Source organism: Methylophilus sp. Leaf416 (assembly GCF_001424665.1).
GTDB lineage: Bacteria > Pseudomonadota > Gammaproteobacteria > Burkholderiales > Methylophilaceae > Methylophilus.
In genome coordinates this window covers 936,703-959,718 of sequence record NZ_LMQS01000001.1, presented here as the reverse complement: position 1 = coordinate 959,718, position 23,016 = coordinate 936,703, and the positions used below count along the sequence as shown (strand labels likewise).

The window sequence follows — 23,016 nt, the reverse complement described above, 5'->3', positions numbered from 1 at the left end:
AAGCCGGGAAGGGAGTTTTCACTCAAGGCCGTAGGCGGCCATTTTTTTTCTTAGGGTGTTGCGGTTGATGTCCAGCATATCAGCGGCTTTGCTTTGATTGCCGCCTACCTTGTTCAACACATATTCCAGCATGGGTTTTTCGACACAGCCCAATACCATGTTGTAAATGGCATGAGGCGGTTGGCCATCAAGGTGGGTGAAATATTCATCGAGTGACTCGCGTACGGCGAGGCTTAATTTACTATCGGTTTGCATTATGCTGCCAGCTCCTGGTCGCTTTCTTGTTCGTTGTCTTCTGCATATACCAGCCTGTCATTTTTGGCTCTGAGTTCAGCGAAAAAGTCATTGATGGCGTTAAGTTGCAAATCAATGGTTTGCAGGGTATTCATGTTATGGCGAAAAGCGGCGGAACCTGCCAGGCCTTTGGTGTACCAGGAGATATGCTTGCGGGCGACCCGCATGCCGGTTAACTCACCATAAAAAACATATAAATCATTCAGGTGTTCTAGCATGACGCTGTGGATTTCATCCACGGTAGGCGGCAGCATATGTTCACCGGTATTCAGGAAATGCTCTGTCTCTCGGAAAATCCATGGGCGGCCTTGGGCAGCACGGCCAATCATCACGGCATCGGCTTTGGTGTAATCCAAAACAAATTTGGCTTTTTCAGGCGTGGTGATATCGCCATTGGCGATCAATGGAATATTGATGGCATGTTTGACGGCGGCAATGGTGTCGTACTCCGCATCACCATGGTAGAGGTCGTTGCGGGTGCGGCCATGAATTGTCAGCGCCTGCACGCCAATATCTTCTGCCATTCTGGCAATCATGATGGCGTTTTTATTTTGCCTGTCCCAGCCGGTACGGATTTTAAGCGTCACTGGTACATCGACGGCATTGACTACCGCTTTGAGTATTTGCGATACCAGCGGTTCGTCTCTGAGCAGGGCAGAGCCCGCCATCACGTTACAGATTTTCTTGGCCGGGCAGCCCATGTTGATATCAATAATCTGAGCACCATTATCGACGTTGTGTTTGGCAGCTTCTGCCATCATCGCTGGTTCGGCACCGGCAATCTGCACCGAGATCGGGCTGACTTCGCCTTCATGGTTGGCGCGGCGTTTGGTTTTTTCACTGCCGTACAGTAAAGAATTGGAAGTGACCATTTCAGACACGGCCAATCCTGCGCCCATTTTTTTGCATAACATGCGGAATGGCCGGTCGGTGACGCCAGCCATAGGCGCGACAACCAGGTTGTTCTTTAAGATGTGGGATCCGATTTGCATGAGAATCAGTAGGTTCTGATAAGTCAGTGAAAAGACTGACTATTTTAACTGCAAATCGGAAGCGATGGAATTGTTAAAGGCTATTTTGCTTATTTTTTACGCAGTTTGATATGTGTTTCTATCAGTTTCATGGCTGTATCGCGAAATAAAGTGCCTTCGGTATCTTTCACCCACATATGTAGTAAGCCTGAGAAAAATAGATGGGTATCCAAAGCCAGTTCAGCAGCCGTCAGTTGCGTGCTGACTTGGCCGAGCTCTTGGGCTTTGGCATAAGCTTGCTCCATTTTGTGGATAAGGCCGCTACAATTGCTTAGAATGGACTTGAGAACATCGGCGAATTCGTCGACATATTCGCACTTGGCCATCATGACTTCATAGGTTTCGCGCATGGTCTGGTCTTCTTCAAGCATTTGAACGGTGTTTTCAAGATGTTTGCGAATACGGCCAAGTGGGTCGGGATTGCGTTCATCAGCATTCCCTAATAAGGTGTCGTCCATGCGGTCAATCAAGGGCAGATAGACGGCTTCACGCATGGCGTAAAATAATTCTGCCTTGTTTTGAAAGTGCCAGTAGACAGCGCCACGGGTGACACCAGCATGGGAGGCAATATGCTCAAGGCTGGTGCGGCTGACGCCTTTAAGCAAAAACGTTTCGCGCGCAGCATCAATAATCCGTTGACGGGTAATCGCGGCGTCTTCCTTGGTTTTACGTACCATAACTTTTTATCGCTCTTTCACTTTAATCATTAAAGTTTCTTAAATGTGCTGTATTTTACCGACTAGGGGTCGGCTCACTTTTAGTAAAATTTTTACAAAAGCCATTTACATACATTCGTGTTTGTATATAATATACATCCAAGAATGTATGTAATCAAGTTTATTTTGAAAATTATTAAGGGATAACATGTTGATTTCACAGAGTATCCAACCTCATCGTGCGTTTGTTTTACTGGCTTTGGGCGTTGTATTAAGTGCTTGCGGAAAATCTTCCAACCAACAGGCACCAGCCGCCGGCGCCATGCAAGCCATGCCGGTGACAGTGCAATCGGTGACTACAGAAACGGTTCCGATCCAGACTGAAGTAGTGGCACAAACCGAAGGTGCCAAGGAAATTGAGGTGCGTCCTCGCGTGGGCGGCATTATATTGAAGCGTCTGTACCAGGAAGGTCAGTCAGTCAAGGCTGGCCAGGATATGTTCCTGATCGACCCGATGCCGTTCCAGTTACAAGTCGACCAGGCCAAAGCCATGATTGCCCAGCAAAAAGCCAGGATTGAACAAACGGCGCGTGAAGCGCAACGCCTGAAAGGCTTGCTGGAGACAAAATCCATCAGCCAGCGTGAGTTCGATAATGCCACTTCAGATAATTCAGTCGCTACTGCCACCATGATGCAGTACCAGGCGCAACTGCGTGAAGCTGAACTGAATCTGTCTTATACCCATGTGAAAGCACCGGAAAACGGTATCGCTGGTCGCTTTGTACTTTCTGAAGGTGCGCTGGCAAGTGCCAATACCACTTTGCTGAGCACGATTGTGCAAGTGTCGCCAATCTGGGTACGCTTCAGTTTGTCAGAATCTGATCTGCTGAGCCTGGGCGGGCATTTGCGTCCGGGTAAGGTACAAGATGTGCGCTTGATCCTTGGTGACAACACTGAATATCCACTATTAGGAAAAATTAACTTCTCAGCCAGCCAGATTGACCCGGCACTTGGCACGCAGCAATTGCGTGCAGAATTCCAGAACCCTGACAGCACTTTATTGCCAGGCCAGTTTGTGCGTGTACGTTTGACCACGGGTAAACGTGATGGCGTATTCCTGATTCCGCAGACTGCTGTTTTAACCGGTCAGCAAGGCAAGTTTGTGTTTGTGGTTGAAAAAGATAAAGAAGGCAAAACCGCCGCTGCAGTGCGACCAATTACGGTGGGTGGCTGGTTCGGTGAGCGCTGGAGTGTATTGAGCGGCTTGAAGGCTGGCGATCAGGTGATTATCGATAACCTGATTAAAGTGCGCCCAGGTGCACCAGTGGCACCGCATGCGCCAGAAGCTGCGCCTGCACCAGGCCAGGAAAAACTGGCAGCGCCAGAGAAACACTAAGTATTTAAGTTTTTACTTACGTTTTTTGTACCAAATATCATGTTATTTACGACCTGAGTACAAAGTATTCAGGTCGATTTCAGGAAAAACGATATGACCCGATTTTTTATCACACGCCCGATCTTTGCCAGCGTGCTGTCTATCATCATCGTGTTGGCAGGGTTGGCAGCGGCGTTTAAATTGCCGATTGCGCAATACCCGCAAATTGCGCCGCCAACCGTGCTGATTACCGCCAGCTATCCTGGCGCAAGTGCCGAGACACTGTCTAAAACAGTGGCGGCACCGATAGAGGAGCAGCTGAGCGGCGTAGAAAACCTGCTTTACTTCAACTCAAGCTCAGACAGTAGCGGTACTTTGACCATCACTGCCACATTTGATATCGGTACCGATGTAGACCAGGCAACCTTCAACGTCAGCAACCGCGTGAACATTGCCTTGCCTCGCCTGCCTGAAGATGTGCGTCGTACCGGTGTGGTTGTGCAAAAACGGTCTAACGACATTTTGCTTGTGGTGATGCTGATCTCCAGTAAAAAAGAGCATGACCGCTTGTTCCTGAGTAACTACGCCACGCTGAATGTGCTGGATGAGTTCAAACGTATTAAAGGCGTGGGTGACGTGACCATTTTTGGTGGACAGGATTACTCAATGCGTATCTGGTTGCGTCCTGACCGCATGGCGCAGCTAGGCGTTTCTACCAGCGATATTCAAGCCGCGATTAACGCACAAAATGCACAGTATGCTGCGGGTAAGATTGGTGCTGAACCAGCAATCTCCAGCCAGCAATTGTCATTTACAGTGACCGCCAAAGGGCGTTTAATCGAGCCGGAAGAATTCGGTAACATTATTATCCGCGCGCAAGGCCCGAATGGTGTGTTGCGCCTGAAAGATGTCGCACGTATTGAGTTAGGTGCGCAAACCTATAACGTGGCTTCTGCATTGAACGGTCAGCCTGGTGTGGCATTACCCATCTTCTTGCAAAGTGGCGCCAATGCGCTGGAAACTGCCGAAGCGATCAAGGCCAAAGTCAATGAGTTGAAGGCCAAGTTCCCTGAGGGCATGGATTACAACATTCCTTACGATACCAGTGACTTCGTAAAAGCGACCATTGAAGAGGTGTTCCACACTTTTGGTGAAGCGCTTATTTTGGTAGTGCTGGTGGTATTCCTGTTCCTGCAAAGCTGGCGCGCGACGTTGATCCCGATGATTGCGGTGCCGATTTCGATTGTCGGTACGTTTGCCGGGTTATACCTGTTCGGGTTCTCCATCAATCTGCTCACCATGTTTGCCATGATTCTGGCGATCGGTATTGTGGTGGATGACGCGATTGTGGTGCTGGAAAACACCGAACGGTTGATGAAAGAGGAAAACCTCAATCCGTTGCAGGCAGCGATAAAGTCGATTGCCCAGGTGCAGGCTGCGGTGGTGGCGATTGTGCTGGTGCTGTGTGCGGTGTTCGTGCCGGTGGCTTTCCAGGGTGGTATCGCCGGTGAGCTGTATCGCCAGTTTGCGGTGACAGTGGCGATTTCTGTGGTGATTTCGGGTGTGGTGGCGTTGACGCTGACCCCAGCCCTTTGCGCCATGATCCTGAAAAACAGCCATCATGAGAACGGTTTCTTCAGGACGTTTAACCGTGGTTTTGGCCGTTTAACCAGTTGGTATACCGGCACAGTGAACCTGACCCTGCATCACAAGGTAATCGGTGCTATCGTGTTTGGTGGGATGGTGATCGTCATGATATTCCTGTTCCGTGCAGTACCGGGCGGCTTTGTGCCACCTGAGGATCAGGGTTATGTGATCAGTATCGTGGTGATGCCGGATGGTGCGACTTTAAAACGTACTTCGCAGACCACGGAAAATATCCGTGCTGCCGTAGCCAAAGATCCTGCGACTGCGCATGAGTTTGCTGTGAACGGTTTTGAGCTCCTGACCGGTGCGAATAAAACCAATGCGGCAACCATGTTTGTGCGTATGACAGACTGGGATGCGCGTACTACCAATGCTGACCAGATGGTAGGCAAGCTGATTGGCATAGGCATGAGCCAGCCGGACGGCATGGGCTTTGCGGTGAACCCGCCAGCGATTCGTGGCCTGGGTTCTGCAGGTGGTTTTGAAGTATATGTACAAGCCCATGGCGATACTGATGCCATCAAGCTTTCGCAAGTCATGAATAACTTTATGGATGCGATGCGAGCTAATCCGCAATTGACCGGTATTAACAGTTTCTTCCGGCCGACTGTTCCTCAATTGTTTATTGAGGTGGACGAAGCCAAGGCATTATCACAAAATGTGAAGATTGCGGATATTTACGCTACCTTGCAAAGCACCATGGGTTCGCTATATGTTAACGACTTTAACCGTAGTGGCCGTACTTACCGTGTGCAGTTGCAAGCTGAAGCTGAATACCGCATGAAGCCTGAGGATTTGGGCAAGGTGTATGTACGTAGCCAGCCAACGGAAGACAGCCCAAACGGCAATATGGTCCCTATGTCTGCGTTGGCTAAAGTCAGCAATATCGTCGGTGCTGAACAACTTGAGCGTTATAACGGTCTGCTGTCTGCCAAAGTATTCGGTAGCGGTGCTCCGGGCGTGAGCTCGGGCGATGCGATTAAACTGGTAGAAAAAATTGCCAGGGAAAACCTGCCGGATGGTTACCAGATTGCCTGGACTGGCCAAGCTTACCAGGAGAACCGTACCGGTTCTGCGGCGCTGGTTGCGTTCGGCTTTGCGACCATTATGGTGTTCCTGATCCTGGCGGCACAGTTTGAAACCTGGGCCTTGCCATTAGCTGTGATCATGGCGATTCCGTTTGCGATGACAGGTGCCCTGATTGCAGTGCTGACACGCGGCATGAATAACGACATCTACTTCCAGATCGGCTTGATTACCCTGATCGGGCTGGCGGCAAAAAATGCGATCCTGATCGTGGAATTCGCCTCGCAGAAAATGGAAGAAGGCATGCCGTTGGCTGAAGCCGCACTGGAAGCTGCCCGTTTACGTTTCAGACCGATTGTGATGACTTCCATGGCATTTATGTTAGGTATTCTGCCACTGGTGTTCGCGACCGGTGCGGGTGCGGCAGCGCGTCAGTCTATGGGTACCGGCGTGTTTGGCGGTATGTTGCTGGCGACCTTTATTGCCACCATCTTTATCCCGTTGTTCTTTACCTGGTTGACCAATGAGAAAAAAGTGCGTCACCACGGTCATATTGAAGAAGAGGAATCGGTATGAAACCGACAATGAAATTGAGTTTAAAACCATTGCAACAGTCTCTGCTGTTAGGGTTGGTCACCATGTCACTGGCTGGTTGCCAGGTGATTGGACCATTTTATTCACGGCCAGAGCCAGTAGTGCCTGCGCAATATACCAGCGGTGAAGCTGGCCAATTGACTCAGGAGCAGCAACTGGCCTTGCAACAATGGTGGACATTGTTTAATGACAGCAAGCTGAATCAGTTGGTGGATACCGCACTGGCAAAAAACAATAACCTGCAATCCGCTGTTGCGCGTATTGAAGAAGCCGATGCGTTTGCGCGTGAAAGTGGCGCCAGCTTGTTGCCTACTGTGACTGCGACAGGTTCAGGGATACGTAACCGGGTGACCGAATCGGGTATTTTCCCGGTGTTTGGCGAGAACCCGCGTAAAACCTACAAAGTAGGTTTGAACGGTAGTTATGAGCTGGATTTCTGGGGCAAGCTGCGCCGCGCCAATGAAGCTGCACGCGCGCAATTACTGGCAACCCGCTACGCAAAAGAGGCGGTTACCTGGTCTCTTTCCAGCCTGGTGACCAATAACTACCTGATGATACGCAGCATAGACGCGCAGTTACGCGTGAATGAGCAGAACCTGAAAACTGCGCAAGACAGTTTTGATCTGGCAAACCGCCGTGTTGAAGGTGGTGTGGCTACCATTCTGGATGCCCATCAGGCAGAGCTGGTGGTGACCACGTTGCGGACGCAAGCACTGGAACTGAAAAGGCAGCGGGCTTTAAGCGAGCATCAACTGGGCTTATTAACCACTGATCTAGGGTTGAAGATTCCGGCAGGTGACTTGATGGCCATGCCACAACCACTCACGCCGCCAACCGGCCTGCCTTCCGCATTGATGGAAGCCCGTCCGGATGTACGCCAGGCGGAGCAAGCCATGATTGCCGCGAATGCGAATATTGGGGTTGCACGCGCAGCGTTCTACCCAAGTATCTCGCTGACGGGTACGTACGGCGCGGAAAGTATTGCGCTGAACAACCTGCTGAAATCCCCGGCCCGTGTCTGGTCACTGGGTCTGGATATCAATCTGCCTATCTTCAATGGCGGGCGTCTGAAAGCCCGTGAAGAGCAGGCCACAGCGCAGCAAAAACAAACCTTGGCAAGTTACCAGAATACCTTGCAGACTGCATTTACCGAAGTAAGCGATGCGCTGTCGAACACCAGCCAGTATCGTGAGCAGGAGGCGCTTGCACAATCCAAGGAAAAAACCACAGCTAATATCCTGACAGTGGCGCAAAACCGTTATCAAGCTGGTTACACCAGTTATCTGGAAGTGCTGGATGCACAACGTAACCATAATGAAGCCACGCAAGCCATGGTGCAAAGTCGTCAAAATACGTTGATTGCCACAGTTGATTTATTCAAGGCATTAGGTGGTGGCTGGAAACCAGAAAGCGTAAAGCAGGAAGAGTATTACAAAAAGTAATTGATCACTTTTGTTTGCCTGTAAAACCGGGATAGCGGGAAATCGCTACCCGGTTTTTTGTTTGCTGCTTTGCAAAAGCGTGTAGCCCACTTAAGATGGCGCCATGCATTCGCCATCCACCACTTTACCATCCGTCAACTCACCATCAATGGCACGCATTGCCTTTGCCAGTTTTATTGGCACGGCCATAGAGATTTATGATTTTTATATCTATGCGATGGCGGCAGCCCTAGTGATCGGGGAAGTGTTTTTTCCTGCCAGTGCTCCGGCCATACAATCTTTAAATGCTTTGCTAACTTTCGGCCTGGCATTTATCGCGCGTCCCTTGGGCGCATTATTGTTCGGGCATTTTGGCGACAGAATCGGGCGTAAATCTACACTGGCAGCGTCGTTGCTGGTGATGGGCGCTTCCACTTTTTTAATAGGTTTATTACCCGGTTACGACACATTGGGCGTATGGGCGCCGGTGTTACTTTGCTTGTTGCGTTTTGGCCAGGGGCTAGGCTTGGGCGGCGAATGGGCCGGTGCTGCATTGCTGGCAACGGAATATGCACCGGAAGGTAAGCGTGGCTGGTATGGCATGTTTCCACAGTTAGGGCCTTCAATCGGATTTTTACTGGCAACACTGACGTTTCTGGGTTTAAGTCTGGGCCTGACAGAAGCCCAGTTTGTAGTTTGGGGTTGGCGGGTGCCATTTATCATTAGTGCAGCGCTGGTGATGGTAGGGTTTTATGTCAGATTCAAATTGGCAGAAACACCAGCCTTTGCACAAGCCAAGTCAGAACAGCATATTCATCGCTGGCCACTTAAAACATTGATCTTGCAACACGGCAAGGCGATTGTGCTGGCAGCTCTGGCAATGGGAGTGTGCTATCACCTGTTTTACACGGCCACTGTTTTTTGTTTGAGCTATGGCACGCAGGCATTGCATATTGCACGCCCCGTATTCCTTGGCATGTTATGCATCGCAGTGATTGGCATGGCAGTGGCGACACCCCTTGCCGCTTGGTGGGCCGATCGTGTCGGCAGGCGCCCGGTATTGATGAGTGGCCAGTTGATGGCGCTAGGATTAGGCTTCACGCTAGCGCCCACTTTCGCAAGTGGCAATCTGGTATTGATCGTGTTGTTTCTTTTTTTAGCACTATTTTTAATGGGCGTGACATTCGCCCCTATGGGCGCATTCCTGCCCGAGCAATTTCCCGTGGCCGTTCGCTACAGCGGCGCCGGTTTGGCTTACCAGCTGGGCGGTATTCTTGGTGCTTCATTTGCGCCAGCAGTGGCCCAGTTTTTAGTACAGCAGGGTGGATTACCGTGGGTAGGGTTTTATATGTCCGTTATGGCAGCCATCAGCATACTGGCTGTATGGCAAATGAAACCCATACGATTTACCCGGCATGACTGAACGTATTCAGCAGGTATAATGCACTTTTTAAATCACAGCCCTATTTGAGTATGTTCATCCACCCCGGATTTAACCCTATCGCGTTGCAAATCGGCAGTTTTGGTATCCATTGGTATGGTCTCATGTACCTGGTGGGCTTTTTTGGTGGACTTTGGCTGGGGCAATACCAGGTTAAACGCCTGAAAAAGATTGACCCTAATTCTCCCTGGCAGCACAAAGATCCTGACGATATGTTGTTTTATATCGCGCTGGGTGTCGTGCTAGGTGGCCGCTTAGGCTATGTGCTGTTTTATCAGCCACTGTATTTCCTGCAACACCCACTTGAGATATTCGCCCTGTGGCAAGGCGGCATGTCTTTCCATGGCGGCTTTATCGGCGTGATGGTGGCTATGGCATTATTCGCGCGCAAGCGTGGCGTGATCTGGTTGCAGCTGATGGATTTTGTCGCTCCGTTAGTTCCTATTGGCTTAGGCGCTGGCCGCCTGGGTAACTTTATCAATGGTGAGCTTTGGGGAAGACCCACACAATCAGATTGGGGTATGGTGTTCCCGCAAGTGGATACACTTGCGCGTCATCCTTCGCAACTTTATGAGTTTGCACTTGAGGGTGTAGCGATGTTCTTGATCCTGTGGGTGTTTGCCGGCAAAAAACGTCCCATAGGTGCGGTATCAGCGGTGTTTTTGCTCAGCTATGGCTGCTTCCGCTTCCTTGTAGAATTCACGCGTGAGCCGGATAGCTTCTTAGGTTTGTTGTCACTAGGATTAAGCATGGGTCAGTGGCTATGCATCCCCATGATTCTGGTTGGCCTGGCCATGCTGCGCTGGGCTTATCGCAAGCCTTAATGTTTTGAGTCTGGCCGCGTCGCCAGCTCAAGCGCACTCAACCAGTTGATGGCATAGGTACGCGCTTGCTGCGCGTCGCCACACATTTCAACATCAGGTTGTAGCCCTGCACAAAAAGCCGGGCGTTCCGGCTTGCCAAATAATTTGCAGCGGAAATCTTCATCCAGTTGAATGCAGGGGGTGCCGGCTGGTTTGCCATTCGGCATGCCAGGAATCGGGCTGTGGATAGAAGGTGCTATGCAACATGCGCCACACTGCGGACGGCAGTTCATTTTGCTAAACATCCACCCAAGGGTATCCCAGCGCGGAAACACCCGCCTTGAGGTCAAGCATGGCCTGTTTAACTAGCAAGCTTTCACCTTTCATGCCAACTTCGGTGGTCCTGCGTTGATTAGTGCGAGGCAAGCTGAATAGTTTGAGCGCGGGATACTGCGCCAGCATATGATTCATCAAATCGATCAAATCACTTTCACCAGCCTCAGTCACAACAATTGCCTGTTCCAGATGATCCAGCGTATGGAATAAATGTCTGTAGTAAGTCTCCAGCACCCACTCAACCATCGGGTGAGCCATTTCAGGAAAGCCCGGCACAAAATAATGCTGGTTGATGCTGAATCCGGCCACTTGATTAATTGGGTTGGGAATGAGTTCGCACCCTTGAGGGAAGTCAGCCATTAACACCCGTTTAGGATAAGCGCTTGCACCATAACGCGCCTCAATGTTGGCAACAGCACCTGGATGCCGCTCAATCATCACACCGGCTGCTTCCGCGGCACATTGCCGGGTATGGTCATCCGGCGTAGCGCCTATGCCGCCAAAACTGAATACGATATCGCCGCGCGCCATGCTGGCTTTTAAATGACTGGTGATCTGCTCGGGAATATCCGCGATAAAGTAAGCCCAGCTTAATGGCAACCCGCGTGCTGAAAGTAGTGCAATGACCTTGCTTAGATGCGCGTCCTGACGCTTACCTGACAATATTTCATCGCCAATAATATAGATTCCAAAGGACGGCATAATCGGCAAAGTTGTAAGTTTGAAAGTGATTATTATACCGTTGACTGTGTTTGAACATCACTGATGATTATGGTGATAGGTAATATCCAGGCTATTGTGAAAGAATAGAAAATGGCGATGACTTTTCAGTCACCGCCATTTTTTGTTTAAAGCTAAAAGTTAAATGCTAGGCTTTTCGCAATGCACGTGATAGGAAGATCAGGAATACCGCACCGATAGTAGCTACGATAATACTGCCAATCAAGCCGCCGCTAGCACTCAAACCCAATAAACCAAATAGCCAGCTACCCACAACTGCACCGGCAATACCCAGGATCAAATCCCAGATCAAACCATAGCCGTCACCTTTCATGATCAAACCAGCCAACCAACCTGCAATAATGCCAACCACGATAGTCCAAATCATAACCGCTCCCTAATTGTTGTTATCAAACGTTGTCAAGAAATGCCATAGTAATCTGTGTAGGCTTTGCAATCTGTCAGAATTTGTAGGAAAAACCTGTCAGAAAAGACTGATAGCGTTTTTACCTTCTTCCAGATTACCTTTTAGTGCTTTGTTCTAAAACGGCTGTTGTTATGAACATGTACTGAACAGATTATTTTTTCATGCCCACCACTACAATCGCGGCACCGGCAACAATCAGAATAATGCTCAGCACTTGTGGAATTTCTACATCTTTAGTGACATCAGCGCTGGCTTCCAGTGAACCAATTTTCGCTACAGTCTCTTTGCTTTCATAGCTAAAACCTTTGTAAAACAATCCTGCTGCGCCCAGCGCAATCAAGATAATGCCGATAACAAGAGATGATTTCATGTGATATGCCCCTATTTTTAGTTAAATGAAGCATTACCTTAACATATGCATAATGCCTAATGTGCACTTTCCCAATTGCAACCGATGCCAACCTCTGCCAGCAGTGGCACATCCAGCGTGGCGACACTTTGCATGAGTAACGGTAATTGCTGTTTGACCAGCTCGAGTTCGGTATCCGGTACTTCCAGCACCAGCTCATCGTGTACCTGCATAATCAGTTTGGTTTGCAGTTTTTCTTCGAACAGCCATTTATCCACCGCAATCATCGCCAGTTTGATCAGGTCAGCGGCCGTGCCTTGCATAGGCGCGTTAATCGCCGCGCGTTCAGCGCCGGCACGACGGTTACCATTGGCACTGTTGATTTCAGGTACCCATAATCTGCGGCCAAAAATAGTTTCAACATAACCTTGCTGTCTGGCCAGTTCACGTGTTTCGCTCATGTACTGACGCACGCCCGGGTAACGGGCAAAGTAGCGCTCAATATAGCTTTGTGCCGCGCTACGCTCGATATTGAGGTTTTGCGCGAGGCCGAATGCGCTCATGCCATAAATCAGGCCGAAATTAATCACTTTGGCATAACGGCGTTGTTCGTTATCCACCGCTTCTTTGGCTACGCCAAAAATTTCTGCTGCGGTTGCACGATGAATATCTTCGTTGTTGGCAAAGGCGCTCAACATACCGGCATCCCGTGAAAGATGGGCCATGATACGCAGCTCAATTTGCGAATAGTCAGCCGACACGATATGGCTGCCGGGTGATGCGATAAACGCTTCACGGATACGGCGGCCTTCGGCAGTGCGTACGGGAATGTTCTGCAAATTAGGATCACTACTTGCCAGGCGGCCGGTGATCGCCACTGCCTGGTTGTAGTTGGTGTGCACGCGCCCGGTTTGAGGATTGATCATTTTGGGCAATTTGTCGGTATAGGTGGACTTAAGTTTTGCCAGGCCGCGGTATTCCAGAAGCACTTTAGGCAAGGGGTAATCCAGCGCCAGTTCCTGCAATACATCCTCATCGGTGGAAGGCACGCCGGAAGGGGTTTTTTTCAAGGGCTTGATGCCTAATTTTCCAAACAGGATTTCCTGTAACTGTTTGGGGCTGCCCAGGTTGAATGGCTGTCCTGCCAGTTCGTAAGCTTGTTTTTCCAGTTCCATCAGGCGCAGGCCGATTTCATTGCTTTGGCGGTTCAGCATATGGCTGTCGATCAATACGCCGTGGCGCTCCATGCGTTGCAAGGCCAGCATGCTGGGCATTTCTATCTTTGTATAGATAAAGTCTAGTTTTGTGGACTCTGCCACTTGCGGGTAAAGCGCACGGTGCAGTTGCAGCGTGATATCAGCATCTTCTGCTGAATACTCGGTGGCTTGTTCAACCGTCACCTGGTTAAAGCTCACTTGCTTGGCACCTTTGCCGGCTACCGCCTCAAACGGGATAGGTGTGATGCCCAGATGACGTTCACTCAGTTCATCCATGCCATGGCCTTTATGGCTTTCGAACACATAGGATTGCAACAGCGTATCGTGAGCAACGCCTTGCAGCTGTATGTCGTGATTGGCCAGTACATGCATGTCGTATTTAAGATTCTGCCCGACTTTTTTAATCGCCGGACTTTCCAGAATAGGCTTCAATTTATCCAAAGTGATATTCAACGGCAGTTGGGCAGGCGCATCAAAGTAATCATGCGTTAGTGGCACATAGGCCGCTTCGCCGGGCGTGACACTGAATGACACACCGACAATTTTTGCCTGTAGCGGGTCTAGCGATGTGGTTTCGGTATCAAAACATACCAGCTCTGCCTGTTGTAAACGCGCTATCCAGCTATCCAGCTCAGCCTCTGTCAAAACCGCCTGGTATTTCCGGCGGGTGTCGGGAACATAATCATTTTTTGCTGCAATTGGTGCTGAAGGGGGTGGCGATGTGGCAGGAGCAGTGCTGGAGGTCGAACCGTCAGCTAATTTGTCCAGCTCGCGCTTCCAGGTGCGGAATTCAAAATGGTCAAACAGGCTATGAAGTTTTTCTATATCAGGTGCCTGTTGAATCAGGTCATCAAAATGTTCGCACACGCCCACGTCACAGCGGATAGTAATTAATTCACGCGCTGTTGGTAGCCAGGGCAGGGCTTTGCGCAGGTTATCGCCGACCACGCCCTTGATGTTGTCAGCATTGGCGACGATGTTGTCAAGTGAGCCATACTCTGTCAGCCATTTCACAGCGGTTTTGGGGCCTACTTTTTCAACGCCAGGCACGTTATCCGAGGTGTCCCCCACCAGAATCAGATAATCGATAATCTTGCTTGGCGGGATGCCAAACTTGTTTTCCACACCTGCTACATCCAGCACATCATCGGTTTTGCGGAAGGCGTCGCGCATGGTGTTTACTACGGTAATGTGCTCATTCACCAGTTGGGTGATATCTTTATCGCCAGTAGAGATAATAGTTTTAATGCCTTCTTTTTCTGCCTGCTTTGCCAGTGCGCCGATCACGTCATCCGCTTCTACGCCATCTTCAATAATCAGCGGCCAGCCCATGGCGCGTATGGTTTCATATAAAGGCTCAATCTGCACCCGCAAATCATCCGGCATGCTGACCCGGTTGGCTTTGTATTCAGGATACAAATCATCGCGGAAAGTTTTGCCTTTGGCATCGAACACGCAGGCGCTATATTCAGAAGGGTAATCTTTATGCAGGCGGCGCAGCATATTTAATACGCCTTGGATGGCGCCTACTGGTTCGTTAGCTGAATTGCGCAAATCGGGCATGGCGTGAAAGGCACGGTAAAGATAACTGGAGCCGTCTACCAAAAGCAGGGTTTTCATTGTTGTATTCTCATGTCTTGTTCAATCTGCATGCAGTGTCGTTGATTGAATAAAGCTTGTTAAAAGGTATCAAGTAAAGGATTCAGGATTCAAGGAGCAGGCCTCTGCGCGGTACCGGCAATCTCGCTTTATCACCATATCGGTTACAACGATCTATGCGTATGGCTTCCAGCTTAAAAATTGGTTACTTGAATCCTTAATTCAATGGCGTATTTTACGCAATTCAAAGCGACTTCATGTACACTAATTTTTGTTTGAGTTTTGAAGGACAGTAGTATGAATAACCAAAAGCTGCCGAGCATGGTAGAACCGGAATTGCTCAATGGCGCTGATGCTAGTCATGAATCCTGGCATGCCTTTGAGATTATGGCTGAATTTGTAGGGGCCACCGAAAATCTCAAGGCAATCATGCCTGCTGTTTCCATTTTCGGCAGTGCGCGGACTAAGCCGGATCATCCTTATTATCAACAGACTGAAGAAATCGCAAGATTACTGTCAGATTCCGGCTTTAGCGTGCTCTCAGGAGGCGGCCCGGGCATAATGGAAGCGGCTAATAAAGGCGCCTTCCCCGGACGTGGTGCCAGCGTGGGTTTGAACATCCGCTTACCGTTTGAGCAACATGGCAACCCTTACCAGGATATCGGCATCAGCTTCAAGTATTTCTTTATGCGCAAAGTGATGTTCGTGAAGTATGCCAGTGCTTTTGTAGTGATGCCGGGTGGCTTTGGCACGCTGGATGAGTTGATGGAAGCGATTACGCTGGTGCAAACCGGGAAGACCCGCAAGCTGCCCATTATTCTGGTGGGTAGCCAGTATTGGTCGGGACTGATCGATTGGCTACGCAACACATTGGTCGCTGAGGGTATGGCGTCTGAAGCGGATATGGATTTAATCCAGCTCATAGATGAACCACAGCAAATTGTGGATGCTATCTTCAAACATTATGAAACTACCGGTTTTGAACTGACCCCGGCTGAACGCAAAATGCAGCTTTATTTATAAGGTATTGAGTTTTAAACATGCAGTTGAATGCATGGTTATTGCTTGTTTGTCCCAACTATATATTTTTCTGGGATATTTATTTTTGTTATTGTGCTTGCAATGGTCGCTGACAAGCGGCTTTTTGCTAGAATAGCAACCAATAACTAAGGAGTTTTCCATGCGTGATTTTTCCCGTTTCTTGCTAGCAGTGGTTTGTGCTGCCGGTTTTGCGATGCCGGCCTGGGCAGCGCCTGCGAATGCAGAACTCCTGGATGAAGTACCGTCACCTCCTAAAATCATTGAAGGTCAGCCGATTGACCAACCGACTATAAACAAACGTAAAGATGGCGAAAATGAGATTGAGGAATATAGCATTAATGGCGATGTATATATGGTAAAAGTTACGCCGCCGAGTGGTAAGCCTTATTATTTGCACCGTGAAGACCGCAATGGTGACTGGGTGAATGATGGCCCGACCCGACCTCTATCAGTACCTAAGTGGACACTGTTCCGTTTCTAATCATAATCTTTGAGGTCTGCCCGAAATGGGCGGACCTGTAAATCACATGTCTGTTTTTACCACCCTGAGTTTGGAAGAAGTGCGCGAGTGGCTGGCGCCTTTTGATATTGGCGAATTGCAGACTTTGCGTGGCATCGCTGCTGGTATCACTAATACCAATTATTTTGTCGAGACCAGCGATGCGCGCTTTGTGCTGACAGTGTTCGAAAAAAATGATTTCGATGAGCTGCCGTATTTTGTGCATTTGCTTGCGCACCTTTCACGGCATGGTGTGTTATGCCCGAGGCCGATCACAGATAGCAATGGCGTAGCCTTACACCGTATTCACGGCAAACCTGCCTTAATGGTGAGTTGCCTCAAAGGCAGTGATGTCAGTAACCCTAATCTGGTGCAGATCGAGGCAGTGGCGCTCACCTTGGCGCGCATGCATTTTGCCGGGCTGGATTTCAATGATCAATCACACAACCAGCGTGGGCAAGGCTGGCGCGTGATGACTGCACAGCAGGTCATGCCAAAACTGGCACCGGTACAGCAACATTTATTGCAGGAAGAGCTAGAGTTTCAGCATGGCCTGGATTTATCCGAGCTTCCGCATGGGGTCATCCATGGTGACCTGTTCCGCGATAACGTGCTATTTGATGGTGACAACCTGGGCGGCTTTATCGATTTTTACTATGCATGCCATGATGTGCTGGCGTATGACGTTGCGATTGCCGTGAATGAATGGTGTGTGGATGCGACAGGCGCATTTGTGGATGAAAAGCTAGCCGTGTTTATGAATGCCTACCAATCAGTGCGCGCATTTACACCTGCCGAAAAAACATATTGGCCTGCATTGCTGCGACGTGCTGCCTTGCGTTTCTGGTTATCCCGCCTGTATGATTTTCACTATCCAGTGGCCGGTGAGCTGACGCATGCCAAAGATCCGGCGCATTTTGAACGCGTGTTGCTTAACCGTAAAGCTTTAAATTAAAAATATTAAAAAGGGAGAGTCATGACAGAAACCGGAACCCAACAGGGCTTACGCTGGGTGCGTGAAAGTCTGGCCTTGTTTAAAACGCAGCCACATGTCTGGATGCTATGGTCGCTCGCCTATATCGTGATTTTCATGGTGCTGCCGTCACTGCCTTTGCTTGGCTTTCTCGGCTTGCTCTCAGTAGTGATCTGGCCAGCTTGCATGGCATTTGTTGTCTTGCTCTATCGTCAGGTAGATCTGCAAGGGGAAATGGCGCCACGCATTGTCTGGCAACAACTGCAAACACATTTCAAAACGCTGGTATTACTTGGCGTCAGCTGCCTGATTTATGCGGTGCTGGCGACTTATTTGCTCAGCAGCGAGCTGGCTGACCTGGTAGCGCATGCGCCAACCAAGGCAGGCATGAGTGAATCGCAAATGACACAGTTTTTGGAAAATACCCTGTCATTTGTGGTGAAAGTACTTCTTTTATTGCTACCTTTATTTATCGCTACCTGGTTCTCACCGATGCTGATTGCCTTGAACGGCTACGATTTGCCAAAAGCCATTAAATCCAGCATTGCTGGCATGCTGAAATACACCATGCCCATGGGTGTATCCTGGCTGGTGATGACATTAGGCATGCTGGTGGTGATGCTGGGATTAGGCCTGGTAATAGGGATTTTAGGCGCGTTGATACCCATGCTTGCTGAATTGCTGATGCCATTACTGGTATTCGCTGCTTTGCTGGTCATTAATGCGTTGATGTTCGCATTTCAATATATCAGTTATAAAGATGTGTTCAAAGCCGCGCCAGTGATACACGCATAACAAAATTAAATAATAAAAAACGCCTGTATTTAACAGGCGTTTTTTATTTGTTGCTCACATATATTTCCTTAATCAATACTTCGCCAACTACATAGATTTATATTTTTTCCAGCTTGGCGTATTCCAGCATCAAGGTTTTCAATCCTGCACTGCCAAAATTGACTTTTACTGCCAGATCGTTGGCATTTCCTTCATAGCTGACCACGACACCTTCGCCAAACTTGTTGTGACGTACGCTTTGGCCGATTTTAAAAGGGTAACTCGCTTGCGTGCTTTTTGCCGGCGTGTATTGGCCTCCCGTGGCATACGATTTGGCTGCCGGCTTGCTGTTAAGCCGTTTGGTGAGTTCTTCCGGGATCTCGTCGATAAAACGTGAGGCAATGCCATAGCGCACTTGTCCATGCAGCATGCGGCTTTGCGCATGACTTAAATATAGACGCTGGCGGGCGCGGGTGACCGCGACATACATCAGGCGGCGCTCTTCTTCCAGGCCGCCATTTTCATAGGCAGACTGTTCATGCGGAAACAGGCCTTCTTCAACACCGCAGATGAATACGCTGTGAAACTCTAAGCCTTTAGCCGCGTGCACCGTCATCAGTTGCAATGCTTCATGACCAACATCCGCCTGGTGGTCGCCTGCTTCAAGGCTGGCATGGTTCAGAAACTGGGTCATCAGGTCAGCATCTTCTTCCATATTATGGTGATTGCCCAAATCCCGATTACTGAATGCCACTGCAGCGGTGACTAATTCCTGCAAGTTTTCTACGCGGTCTTCACCCTCTTTGTCATTTTGATAATGCGCCATCAAACCACTCAAGGTAGTGACCATTTCTGCTGTTTCACCGAGAGTGATGCCGTAGGTCTGGTCTATCATATGGCGGATCAAAGCCACAAAACCATCAATCCCTTTGCCACCTAATGTGCCTTCGCCCACTTTGTTGGTGGCTGCCTGCCACAAGCTGCATTCGTTCTGGCGTGCGGCTTCTTGCAGCTGCTCAAGACCGCGGGCACCAATGCCACGCGGCGGGAAATTGATAATGCGTAACAAAGCGGTATCGTCGTTGGCATTGGCGATCAGGCGCATGTAAGCCAGCGCATGTTTGACTTCAGCGCGCTCAAAAAAGCGCAAGCCACCATAGACGCGATAAGGAATATTGGCCGAGAACAGTGAATGCTCCAGGATACGAGACTGCGCATTACTGCGGTATAGCAAGGCGATGTCGCCCAATGCCACCCCTTCGTTTTGCAGCATATTCACTTCATCCACAATAAATTGGGATTCATCAGTATCGTTATAAGCTTCGTAGATACGGATAGGCTCGCCCTTGCCAGCGGAGGTCCATAAATTCTTGCCTAGTCGATTAGTGTTGTTGGTAATAATCGCGTTCGCTGCATCAAGAATATTGCTATGCGAACGGTAGTTTTCTTCCAGCTTAACGATGTTTTCCACTTGAAACTCGCGCTGGAAGTCGGACATATTGCCAACCCGTGCACCACGGAAAGCGTAGATACTCTGGTCATCATCACCCACGGCAAAAATACTGTTGTGCGCGCCGCCCAACAGTTTTAACCATAGATATTGCAAGCGGTTGGTGTCCTGAAACTCGTCCACCAGAATATATTGAAAGCGCTGCTGGTAATGTGCGCGGATGTGCGGTTCGCGCTGCAATAACTCATAGCAACGCAACAGCAGTTCTGCAAAGTCGGTCACGCCATCACGATTGCACTGCTGGTCGTAAGCGGCATAAATCTCGCGCAGTTTCTGGCTATGACCATCATAGGCTTCCACTGCATCTGCCCGTAAACCTTCTTCCTTGCAGCCATTGATATAGCCCATCACTTGCTTTGGTGGATATTTCTCGTCATCCACATTCATGACTTTCATCACGCGTTTGATGGCAGAAAGCTGGTCGGCCGTATCCAGGATCTGGAAAGTGCTGGGTAACCTGGCTTCACGGTAATGGGCGCGCAGCATGCGGTTACACAAGCCATGAAACGTGCCCGCCCACATGCCACGCGTGTTAATCGGCAGCATGCTGGTCAGGCGCGTCAGCATTTCTTTTGCGGCTTTGTTGGTAAAGGTCACCGCCATAATACCCATGGGTGAGGTCTGTCCGGTTTGAATCAGCCAGGCAATGCGGGTAGTGAGCACCCGCGTCTTGCCACTACCGGCACCGGCGAGAATCAGTGCAGATACATGCGGCAGGGTGACCGCTTGCAGTTGTTTATCGTTCAGGCCCTGTAATAAATCGATTTCAGATTGCATGTCATTATTATCGCATGCTGATGCAATTCAGCAGAGAACACTGCATGCTGAAATTGATATTCATGAGCATAAATAAATTCTTGTGAACTTTCTAAATGGCACGTACTCATACAGATACGATGATGATGAATCATCTTTCCGCTTCTTTCCTCCCTGAGCGGAAGCCTTTACGATGAGGCCTGTTGCCCCGATTTACCCCTTAATCGGGGCTTTTTTTATTCTTTTTTTGGGTGTAGTTACTTAATACTTTATGTTCCACCCGGAAAACCCACCTGACGCCATGCCTCGTATAACAGGATGGCAGCAGAGTTGGATAAATTTAAGCTTCTGCTATGCGGCAGCATCGGTAGCCTGACACGATGCTCAGGTGCGAATTGGGCGCGGATGTCTTCCGGCAATCCGCGGGATTCAGGGCCAAATACAAAAACATCTTCGTCCTGATACTGTAAATCGGAGTGCCGCGTGCTGCCCTTAGTGGTCAGTGCGAATAGTCGCTTACCTTGTAATGCCTGCGAGCAGGAGCCCCAATCTTCATGCACGGTTAAGTCGGCATATTCATGATAATCCAGCCCGGCCCGTTTGAGGTGTTTGTCTGATAACTCAAAGCCCAAAGGCTTAACCAAATGCAGTTTTGCCCCGGCATTGGCACATAAACGTATGATATTTCCCGTATTGGGAGGAATTTCTGGCTCAAAAAGCACGATATGAAACATTTTTAGCGGTTTGTTTAGAAACGTAGGATTAGAATGTTGGTGATATGATAGAACGAAAAGTAGCTAGATAAATAATTAAAACGCCATGGCACGTCCCGAAAAAATCAGATTAGGTGAAATTCTGGTCAGACAGAATTTCATGACACAGGAAGAGTTGGATCAAGCGCTGGAAGAGCAGCGCAAGACTGGCCGTCGCCTGGGTCGTGTCATCGCCGATAAAGGCTTTGCCAACGAACGGCAGATTGCCGAGGCAGTGGCACATCAGCTGAATATCCCATTCCTGGATTTGGGCCAGTACGAACTGGACGCCAAACAGGTACAGAAACTCCCCGAAGTGCAATCACGCCGCTTCCGCGCCATTCTGCTGGAGGAACGCCCAAACAGTTTCCTGATTGCGATGGTCGATCCTTCCGATGTCTATGCTTATGACGAGTTAGTCAGACTACTTAAACGAGACATTGATATCGTCGTCGTGCAGGAAAGTCTGCTGATGCAGACCATCGACCGCTCTTACCGGCAAACCGAACAAATCTCTTCACTGGCCCTGGAGCTGCAGGAAGACTTGGCTGCCAGCAATGTCGATCTCGCCAGCCTGATGGGTGTAGACCTGGGTATTGATGACGCCCCAGTCGTTAAGTTATTGCAGACAATTTTTGAAGATGCGGTGCAAGTGCGGGCTTCTGACGTACACATCGAACCGCAGGAAAACAAGTTACTGATCCGTTTCCGTATCGATGGCGTCATGCATTTTCAGACCCAGGCAGATATGAAAATTGTGTCTGCCCTGATCATGCGCCTCAAAATCATGGCCGGCCTGGATATTTCCGAGAAACGCCTGCCGCAAGATGGCCGTTTTGGCTTTACCGTCAAAGGCCGTGCAGTAGATATGCGTATTTCTACCATGCCTACGCAGTATGGCGAAACTGTAGTGATGCGGTTGCTGATCCAGAATACTTCGCACTTTCAGCTGGATAAGCTGGGCATGCCACCAGAATTGCTGGCACGCTTCCGCAAAATGATCAACCGGCCAAGTGGCATGGTGCTGGTTACAGGTCCGACCGGTAGTGGAAAAACAACGACCCTCTATTCGGCACTGAGTGAACTCAATACGCCTGAAACCAAGGTGATTACCGTCGAAGACCCGGTCGAATATCGTTTACCCGGTATTATTCAGACTCAGGTGAGCGAAAAGATCGAGCTCGACTTCCCCAAACTGTTACGTGCTATTTTGCGGCAAGACCCGGATATCGTGCTGGTGGGTGAGATGCGGGATGAAGAAACCGCCCAAACCGGCTTGCGCGCCTCCATGACAGGTCACCTGGTGTTATCCACATTGCATACCAATGATGCCTCCACTGCGCCCGTGCGTTTAATCGACATGGGCGTGCCGCGCTTCATGGTGGCAATGTCACTGTTGGGTGTGATGGCGCAACGTTTAGTGCGATTGATTTGTCCGCACTGTGCCATAGATCATACGCCGACCGAAAATGAGGCCGTCTGGTTACGTCAGGTGCTACCCCAGGAAGAAATTCCATCGGTGTTCAAGCATGGCAAAGGTTGCCAACACTGTAATCGCACTGGCTATCTTGGTCGTATCGGCTTGTATGAGCTTCTGGAAATGACGAATGATTTGGCGATGGCAGCCAACATGCCGGATACCAATATTTTTATCCAGAAAGCCCGTGAAAAACTGAAAGGTAAAACCTTAAAAGATCAGTCGTTGCAGCTGGCTTTGCAGGGTAAAACGACACTGGACGAAATCATGCGTGTAGATAACCAGTTTGAAGGGTAAA

At 49.5% G+C, this 23,016-nt stretch carries 20 protein-coding genes; 10 read left to right on the top strand and 10 right to left on the bottom strand.

Annotated features, from left to right (window positions below; genetic code table 11):
- Nucleotides 1-18: 18 nt before the first annotated feature.
- The 3 genes from ASG34_RS04580 to ASG34_RS04570 form a co-directional block, all read right to left on the bottom strand.
- Nucleotides 19-255 carry a helix-turn-helix domain-containing protein gene (locus ASG34_RS04580; RefSeq protein ID WP_055827018.1) on the bottom strand — a complete coding sequence of 79 codons (237 nt, stop codon included), beginning with the start codon at nucleotides 253-255 and terminating at the stop codon, nucleotides 19-21.
- Nucleotides 255-1,286: a tRNA dihydrouridine synthase DusB gene (dusB, locus tag ASG34_RS04575; protein WP_055827016.1), complete on the bottom strand. Its 1,032-nt coding sequence runs from the start codon at nucleotides 1,284-1,286 to the stop codon at nucleotides 255-257. Before dusB ends, ASG34_RS04580 begins: the two co-directional genes overlap by 1 nt.
- A gap of 89 nt (nucleotides 1,287-1,375) precedes the next feature.
- A complete protein-coding gene (locus tag ASG34_RS04570) occupies nucleotides 1,376-2,002 on the bottom strand; it encodes a TetR family transcriptional regulator (protein ID WP_055827013.1) in 627 nt (208 codons plus the stop codon).
- Between the two features lie 187 nt (nucleotides 2,003-2,189).
- On the opposite strand from ASG34_RS04570, the gene ASG34_RS04565 reads away from it, so the two are divergent.
- The 5 genes from ASG34_RS04565 to lgt all read left to right on the top strand — a co-directional run bounded on the left by ASG34_RS04565 (nucleotide 2,190) and on the right by lgt (nucleotide 10,309).
- Nucleotides 2,190-3,377, top strand: coding sequence for an efflux RND transporter periplasmic adaptor subunit (locus ASG34_RS04565; RefSeq protein WP_055827011.1), 1,188 nt, complete (start codon nucleotides 2,190-2,192; stop codon nucleotides 3,375-3,377).
- A gap of 93 nt (nucleotides 3,378-3,470) precedes the next feature.
- Complete coding sequence (locus ASG34_RS04560) at nucleotides 3,471-6,605, top strand: efflux RND transporter permease subunit (RefSeq protein WP_055827008.1); 3,135 nt, start codon at nucleotides 3,471-3,473, stop codon at nucleotides 6,603-6,605.
- A gap of 8 nt (nucleotides 6,606-6,613) precedes the next feature.
- A complete protein-coding gene (locus tag ASG34_RS04555) occupies nucleotides 6,614-8,065 on the top strand; it encodes an efflux transporter outer membrane subunit (protein ID WP_055827413.1) in 1,452 nt (483 codons plus the stop codon).
- 103 nt (nucleotides 8,066-8,168) lie between these two features.
- Nucleotides 8,169-9,467, top strand: coding sequence for an MFS transporter (locus ASG34_RS04550; protein ID WP_055827005.1), 1,299 nt, complete (start codon nucleotides 8,169-8,171; stop codon nucleotides 9,465-9,467).
- 50 nt (nucleotides 9,468-9,517) lie between these two features.
- Nucleotides 9,518-10,309: a prolipoprotein diacylglyceryl transferase gene (gene lgt / locus ASG34_RS04545; protein ID WP_055827001.1), complete on the top strand. Its 792-nt coding sequence runs from the start codon at nucleotides 9,518-9,520 to the stop codon at nucleotides 10,307-10,309.
- Here the strand turns inward: lgt and ASG34_RS04540 are convergent.
- From ASG34_RS04540 to polA, 5 genes are all read right to left on the bottom strand, one after another.
- Nucleotides 10,306-10,581, bottom strand: a complete 276-nt coding sequence (locus ASG34_RS04540) for a zinc/iron-chelating domain-containing protein (RefSeq protein WP_055827410.1) — start codon at nucleotides 10,579-10,581, stop codon at nucleotides 10,306-10,308. The two genes, lgt and ASG34_RS04540, sit on opposite strands and share 4 nt — an antisense overlap.
- 4 nt (nucleotides 10,582-10,585) lie before the next feature.
- Entirely contained in the window at nucleotides 10,586-11,326 is a 741-nt protein-coding gene (locus ASG34_RS04535; protein WP_082504793.1) for a competence/damage-inducible protein A, read from the bottom strand.
- A gap of 166 nt (nucleotides 11,327-11,492) precedes the next feature.
- Nucleotides 11,493-11,732, bottom strand: a complete 240-nt coding sequence (locus tag ASG34_RS04530) for a GlsB/YeaQ/YmgE family stress response membrane protein (protein ID WP_055826995.1) — start codon at nucleotides 11,730-11,732, stop codon at nucleotides 11,493-11,495.
- A gap of 190 nt (nucleotides 11,733-11,922) precedes the next feature.
- Entirely contained in the window at nucleotides 11,923-12,141 is a 219-nt protein-coding gene (locus ASG34_RS04525; protein ID WP_055826990.1) for a hypothetical protein, read from the bottom strand.
- A 56-nt stretch (nucleotides 12,142-12,197) separates the two neighbouring features.
- Nucleotides 12,198-14,957 (bottom strand): DNA polymerase I, encoded by a 2,760-nt coding sequence (gene polA / locus ASG34_RS04520; RefSeq protein ID WP_055826987.1) that lies wholly within the window; start codon nucleotides 14,955-14,957, stop codon nucleotides 12,198-12,200.
- A 276-nt stretch (nucleotides 14,958-15,233) separates the two neighbouring features.
- Here polA and ASG34_RS04515 point away from each other — a divergent pair, with 276 nt between their 5' ends.
- The 4 genes from ASG34_RS04515 (at nucleotide 15,234) to ASG34_RS04500 (ending at nucleotide 18,244) form a co-directional block, all read left to right on the top strand.
- Nucleotides 15,234-15,959 (top strand): TIGR00730 family Rossman fold protein, encoded by a 726-nt coding sequence (locus tag ASG34_RS04515; RefSeq protein ID WP_055826985.1) that lies wholly within the window; start codon nucleotides 15,234-15,236, stop codon nucleotides 15,957-15,959.
- 157 nt (nucleotides 15,960-16,116) lie between these two features.
- Entirely contained in the window at nucleotides 16,117-16,458 is a 342-nt protein-coding gene (locus tag ASG34_RS04510; protein WP_055826982.1) for a DUF2782 domain-containing protein, read from the top strand.
- Between the two features lie 46 nt (nucleotides 16,459-16,504).
- The gene (locus ASG34_RS04505; protein ID WP_055826979.1) at nucleotides 16,505-17,431 is read left to right on the top strand and encodes a homoserine kinase; all 927 of its coding nucleotides are present in this window, start codon (nucleotides 16,505-16,507) and stop codon (nucleotides 17,429-17,431) included.
- 21 nt (nucleotides 17,432-17,452) lie between these two features.
- Nucleotides 17,453-18,244, top strand: a complete 792-nt coding sequence (locus ASG34_RS04500; RefSeq protein WP_055826975.1) for a BPSS1780 family membrane protein — start codon at nucleotides 17,453-17,455, stop codon at nucleotides 18,242-18,244.
- Nucleotides 18,245-18,341: 97 nt separating this feature from the next.
- Here ASG34_RS04500 and ASG34_RS04495 read toward each other — a convergent pair whose 3' ends face one another.
- Both ASG34_RS04495 and trmL read right to left on the bottom strand, forming a co-directional pair.
- Entirely contained in the window at nucleotides 18,342-20,510 is a 2,169-nt protein-coding gene (locus ASG34_RS04495) for a UvrD-helicase domain-containing protein (RefSeq protein ID WP_055826973.1), read from the bottom strand.
- Nucleotides 20,511-20,758: 248 nt separating this feature from the next.
- Nucleotides 20,759-21,223: a tRNA (uridine(34)/cytosine(34)/5-carboxymethylaminomethyluridine(34)-2'-O)-methyltransferase TrmL gene (gene trmL / locus ASG34_RS04490; protein ID WP_055826970.1), complete on the bottom strand. Its 465-nt coding sequence runs from the start codon at nucleotides 21,221-21,223 to the stop codon at nucleotides 20,759-20,761.
- A gap of 85 nt (nucleotides 21,224-21,308) precedes the next feature.
- Between trmL and ASG34_RS04485 the strand changes: the two genes are divergently transcribed.
- A complete protein-coding gene (locus tag ASG34_RS04485) occupies nucleotides 21,309-23,015 on the top strand; it encodes a GspE/PulE family protein (protein ID WP_200934428.1) in 1,707 nt (568 codons plus the stop codon).
- Nucleotide 23,016 lies beyond the last annotated feature (1 nt).

Bases quoted from the DNA above. Each gene is read 5' to 3' on its own strand.
- lgt (WP_055827001.1), top strand. From the start codon at position 9,518: ATGTTCATCCACCCCGGATTTAACCCTATCGCGTTGCAAATCGGCAGT.
- ASG34_RS04540 (WP_055827410.1), bottom strand. From the start codon at position 10,581: ATGAACTGCCGTCCGCAGTGTGGCGCATGTTGCATAGCACCTTCTATC.
- ASG34_RS04570 (WP_055827013.1), bottom strand. From the start codon at position 2,002: ATGGTACGTAAAACCAAGGAAGACGCCGCGATTACCCGTCAACGGATT.
- ASG34_RS04565 (WP_055827011.1), top strand. From the start codon at position 2,190: ATGTTGATTTCACAGAGTATCCAACCTCATCGTGCGTTTGTTTTACTG.
- ASG34_RS04580 (WP_055827018.1), bottom strand. From the start codon at position 255: ATGCAAACCGATAGTAAATTAAGCCTCGCCGTACGCGAGTCACTCGAT.
- ASG34_RS04535 (WP_082504793.1), bottom strand. From the start codon at position 11,326: ATGCCGTCCTTTGGAATCTATATTATTGGCGATGAAATATTGTCAGGT.
- ASG34_RS04510 (WP_055826982.1), top strand. From the start codon at position 16,117: ATGCGTGATTTTTCCCGTTTCTTGCTAGCAGTGGTTTGTGCTGCCGGT.
- ASG34_RS04495 (WP_055826973.1), bottom strand. From the start codon at position 20,510: ATGCAATCTGAAATCGATTTATTACAGGGCCTGAACGATAAACAACTG.
- ASG34_RS04505 (WP_055826979.1), top strand. From the start codon at position 16,505: ATGTCTGTTTTTACCACCCTGAGTTTGGAAGAAGTGCGCGAGTGGCTG.
- ASG34_RS04530 (WP_055826995.1), bottom strand. From the start codon at position 11,732: ATGATTTGGACTATCGTGGTTGGCATTATTGCAGGTTGGTTGGCTGGT.
- ASG34_RS04550 (WP_055827005.1), top strand. From the start codon at position 8,169: ATGCATTCGCCATCCACCACTTTACCATCCGTCAACTCACCATCAATG.
- trmL (WP_055826970.1), bottom strand. From the start codon at position 21,223: ATGTTTCATATCGTGCTTTTTGAGCCAGAAATTCCTCCCAATACGGGA.
- dusB (WP_055827016.1), bottom strand. From the start codon at position 1,286: ATGCAAATCGGATCCCACATCTTAAAGAACAACCTGGTTGTCGCGCCT.
- ASG34_RS04485 (WP_200934428.1), top strand. From the start codon at position 21,309: ATGGCACGTCCCGAAAAAATCAGATTAGGTGAAATTCTGGTCAGACAG.
- ASG34_RS04525 (WP_055826990.1), bottom strand. From the start codon at position 12,141: ATGAAATCATCTCTTGTTATCGGCATTATCTTGATTGCGCTGGGCGCA.
- polA (WP_055826987.1), bottom strand. From the start codon at position 14,957: ATGAAAACCCTGCTTTTGGTAGACGGCTCCAGTTATCTTTACCGTGCC.
- ASG34_RS04555 (WP_055827413.1), top strand. From the start codon at position 6,614: ATGAAATTGAGTTTAAAACCATTGCAACAGTCTCTGCTGTTAGGGTTG.
- ASG34_RS04515 (WP_055826985.1), top strand. From the start codon at position 15,234: ATGAATAACCAAAAGCTGCCGAGCATGGTAGAACCGGAATTGCTCAAT.
- ASG34_RS04500 (WP_055826975.1), top strand. From the start codon at position 17,453: ATGACAGAAACCGGAACCCAACAGGGCTTACGCTGGGTGCGTGAAAGT.
- ASG34_RS04560 (WP_055827008.1), top strand. From the start codon at position 3,471: ATGACCCGATTTTTTATCACACGCCCGATCTTTGCCAGCGTGCTGTCT.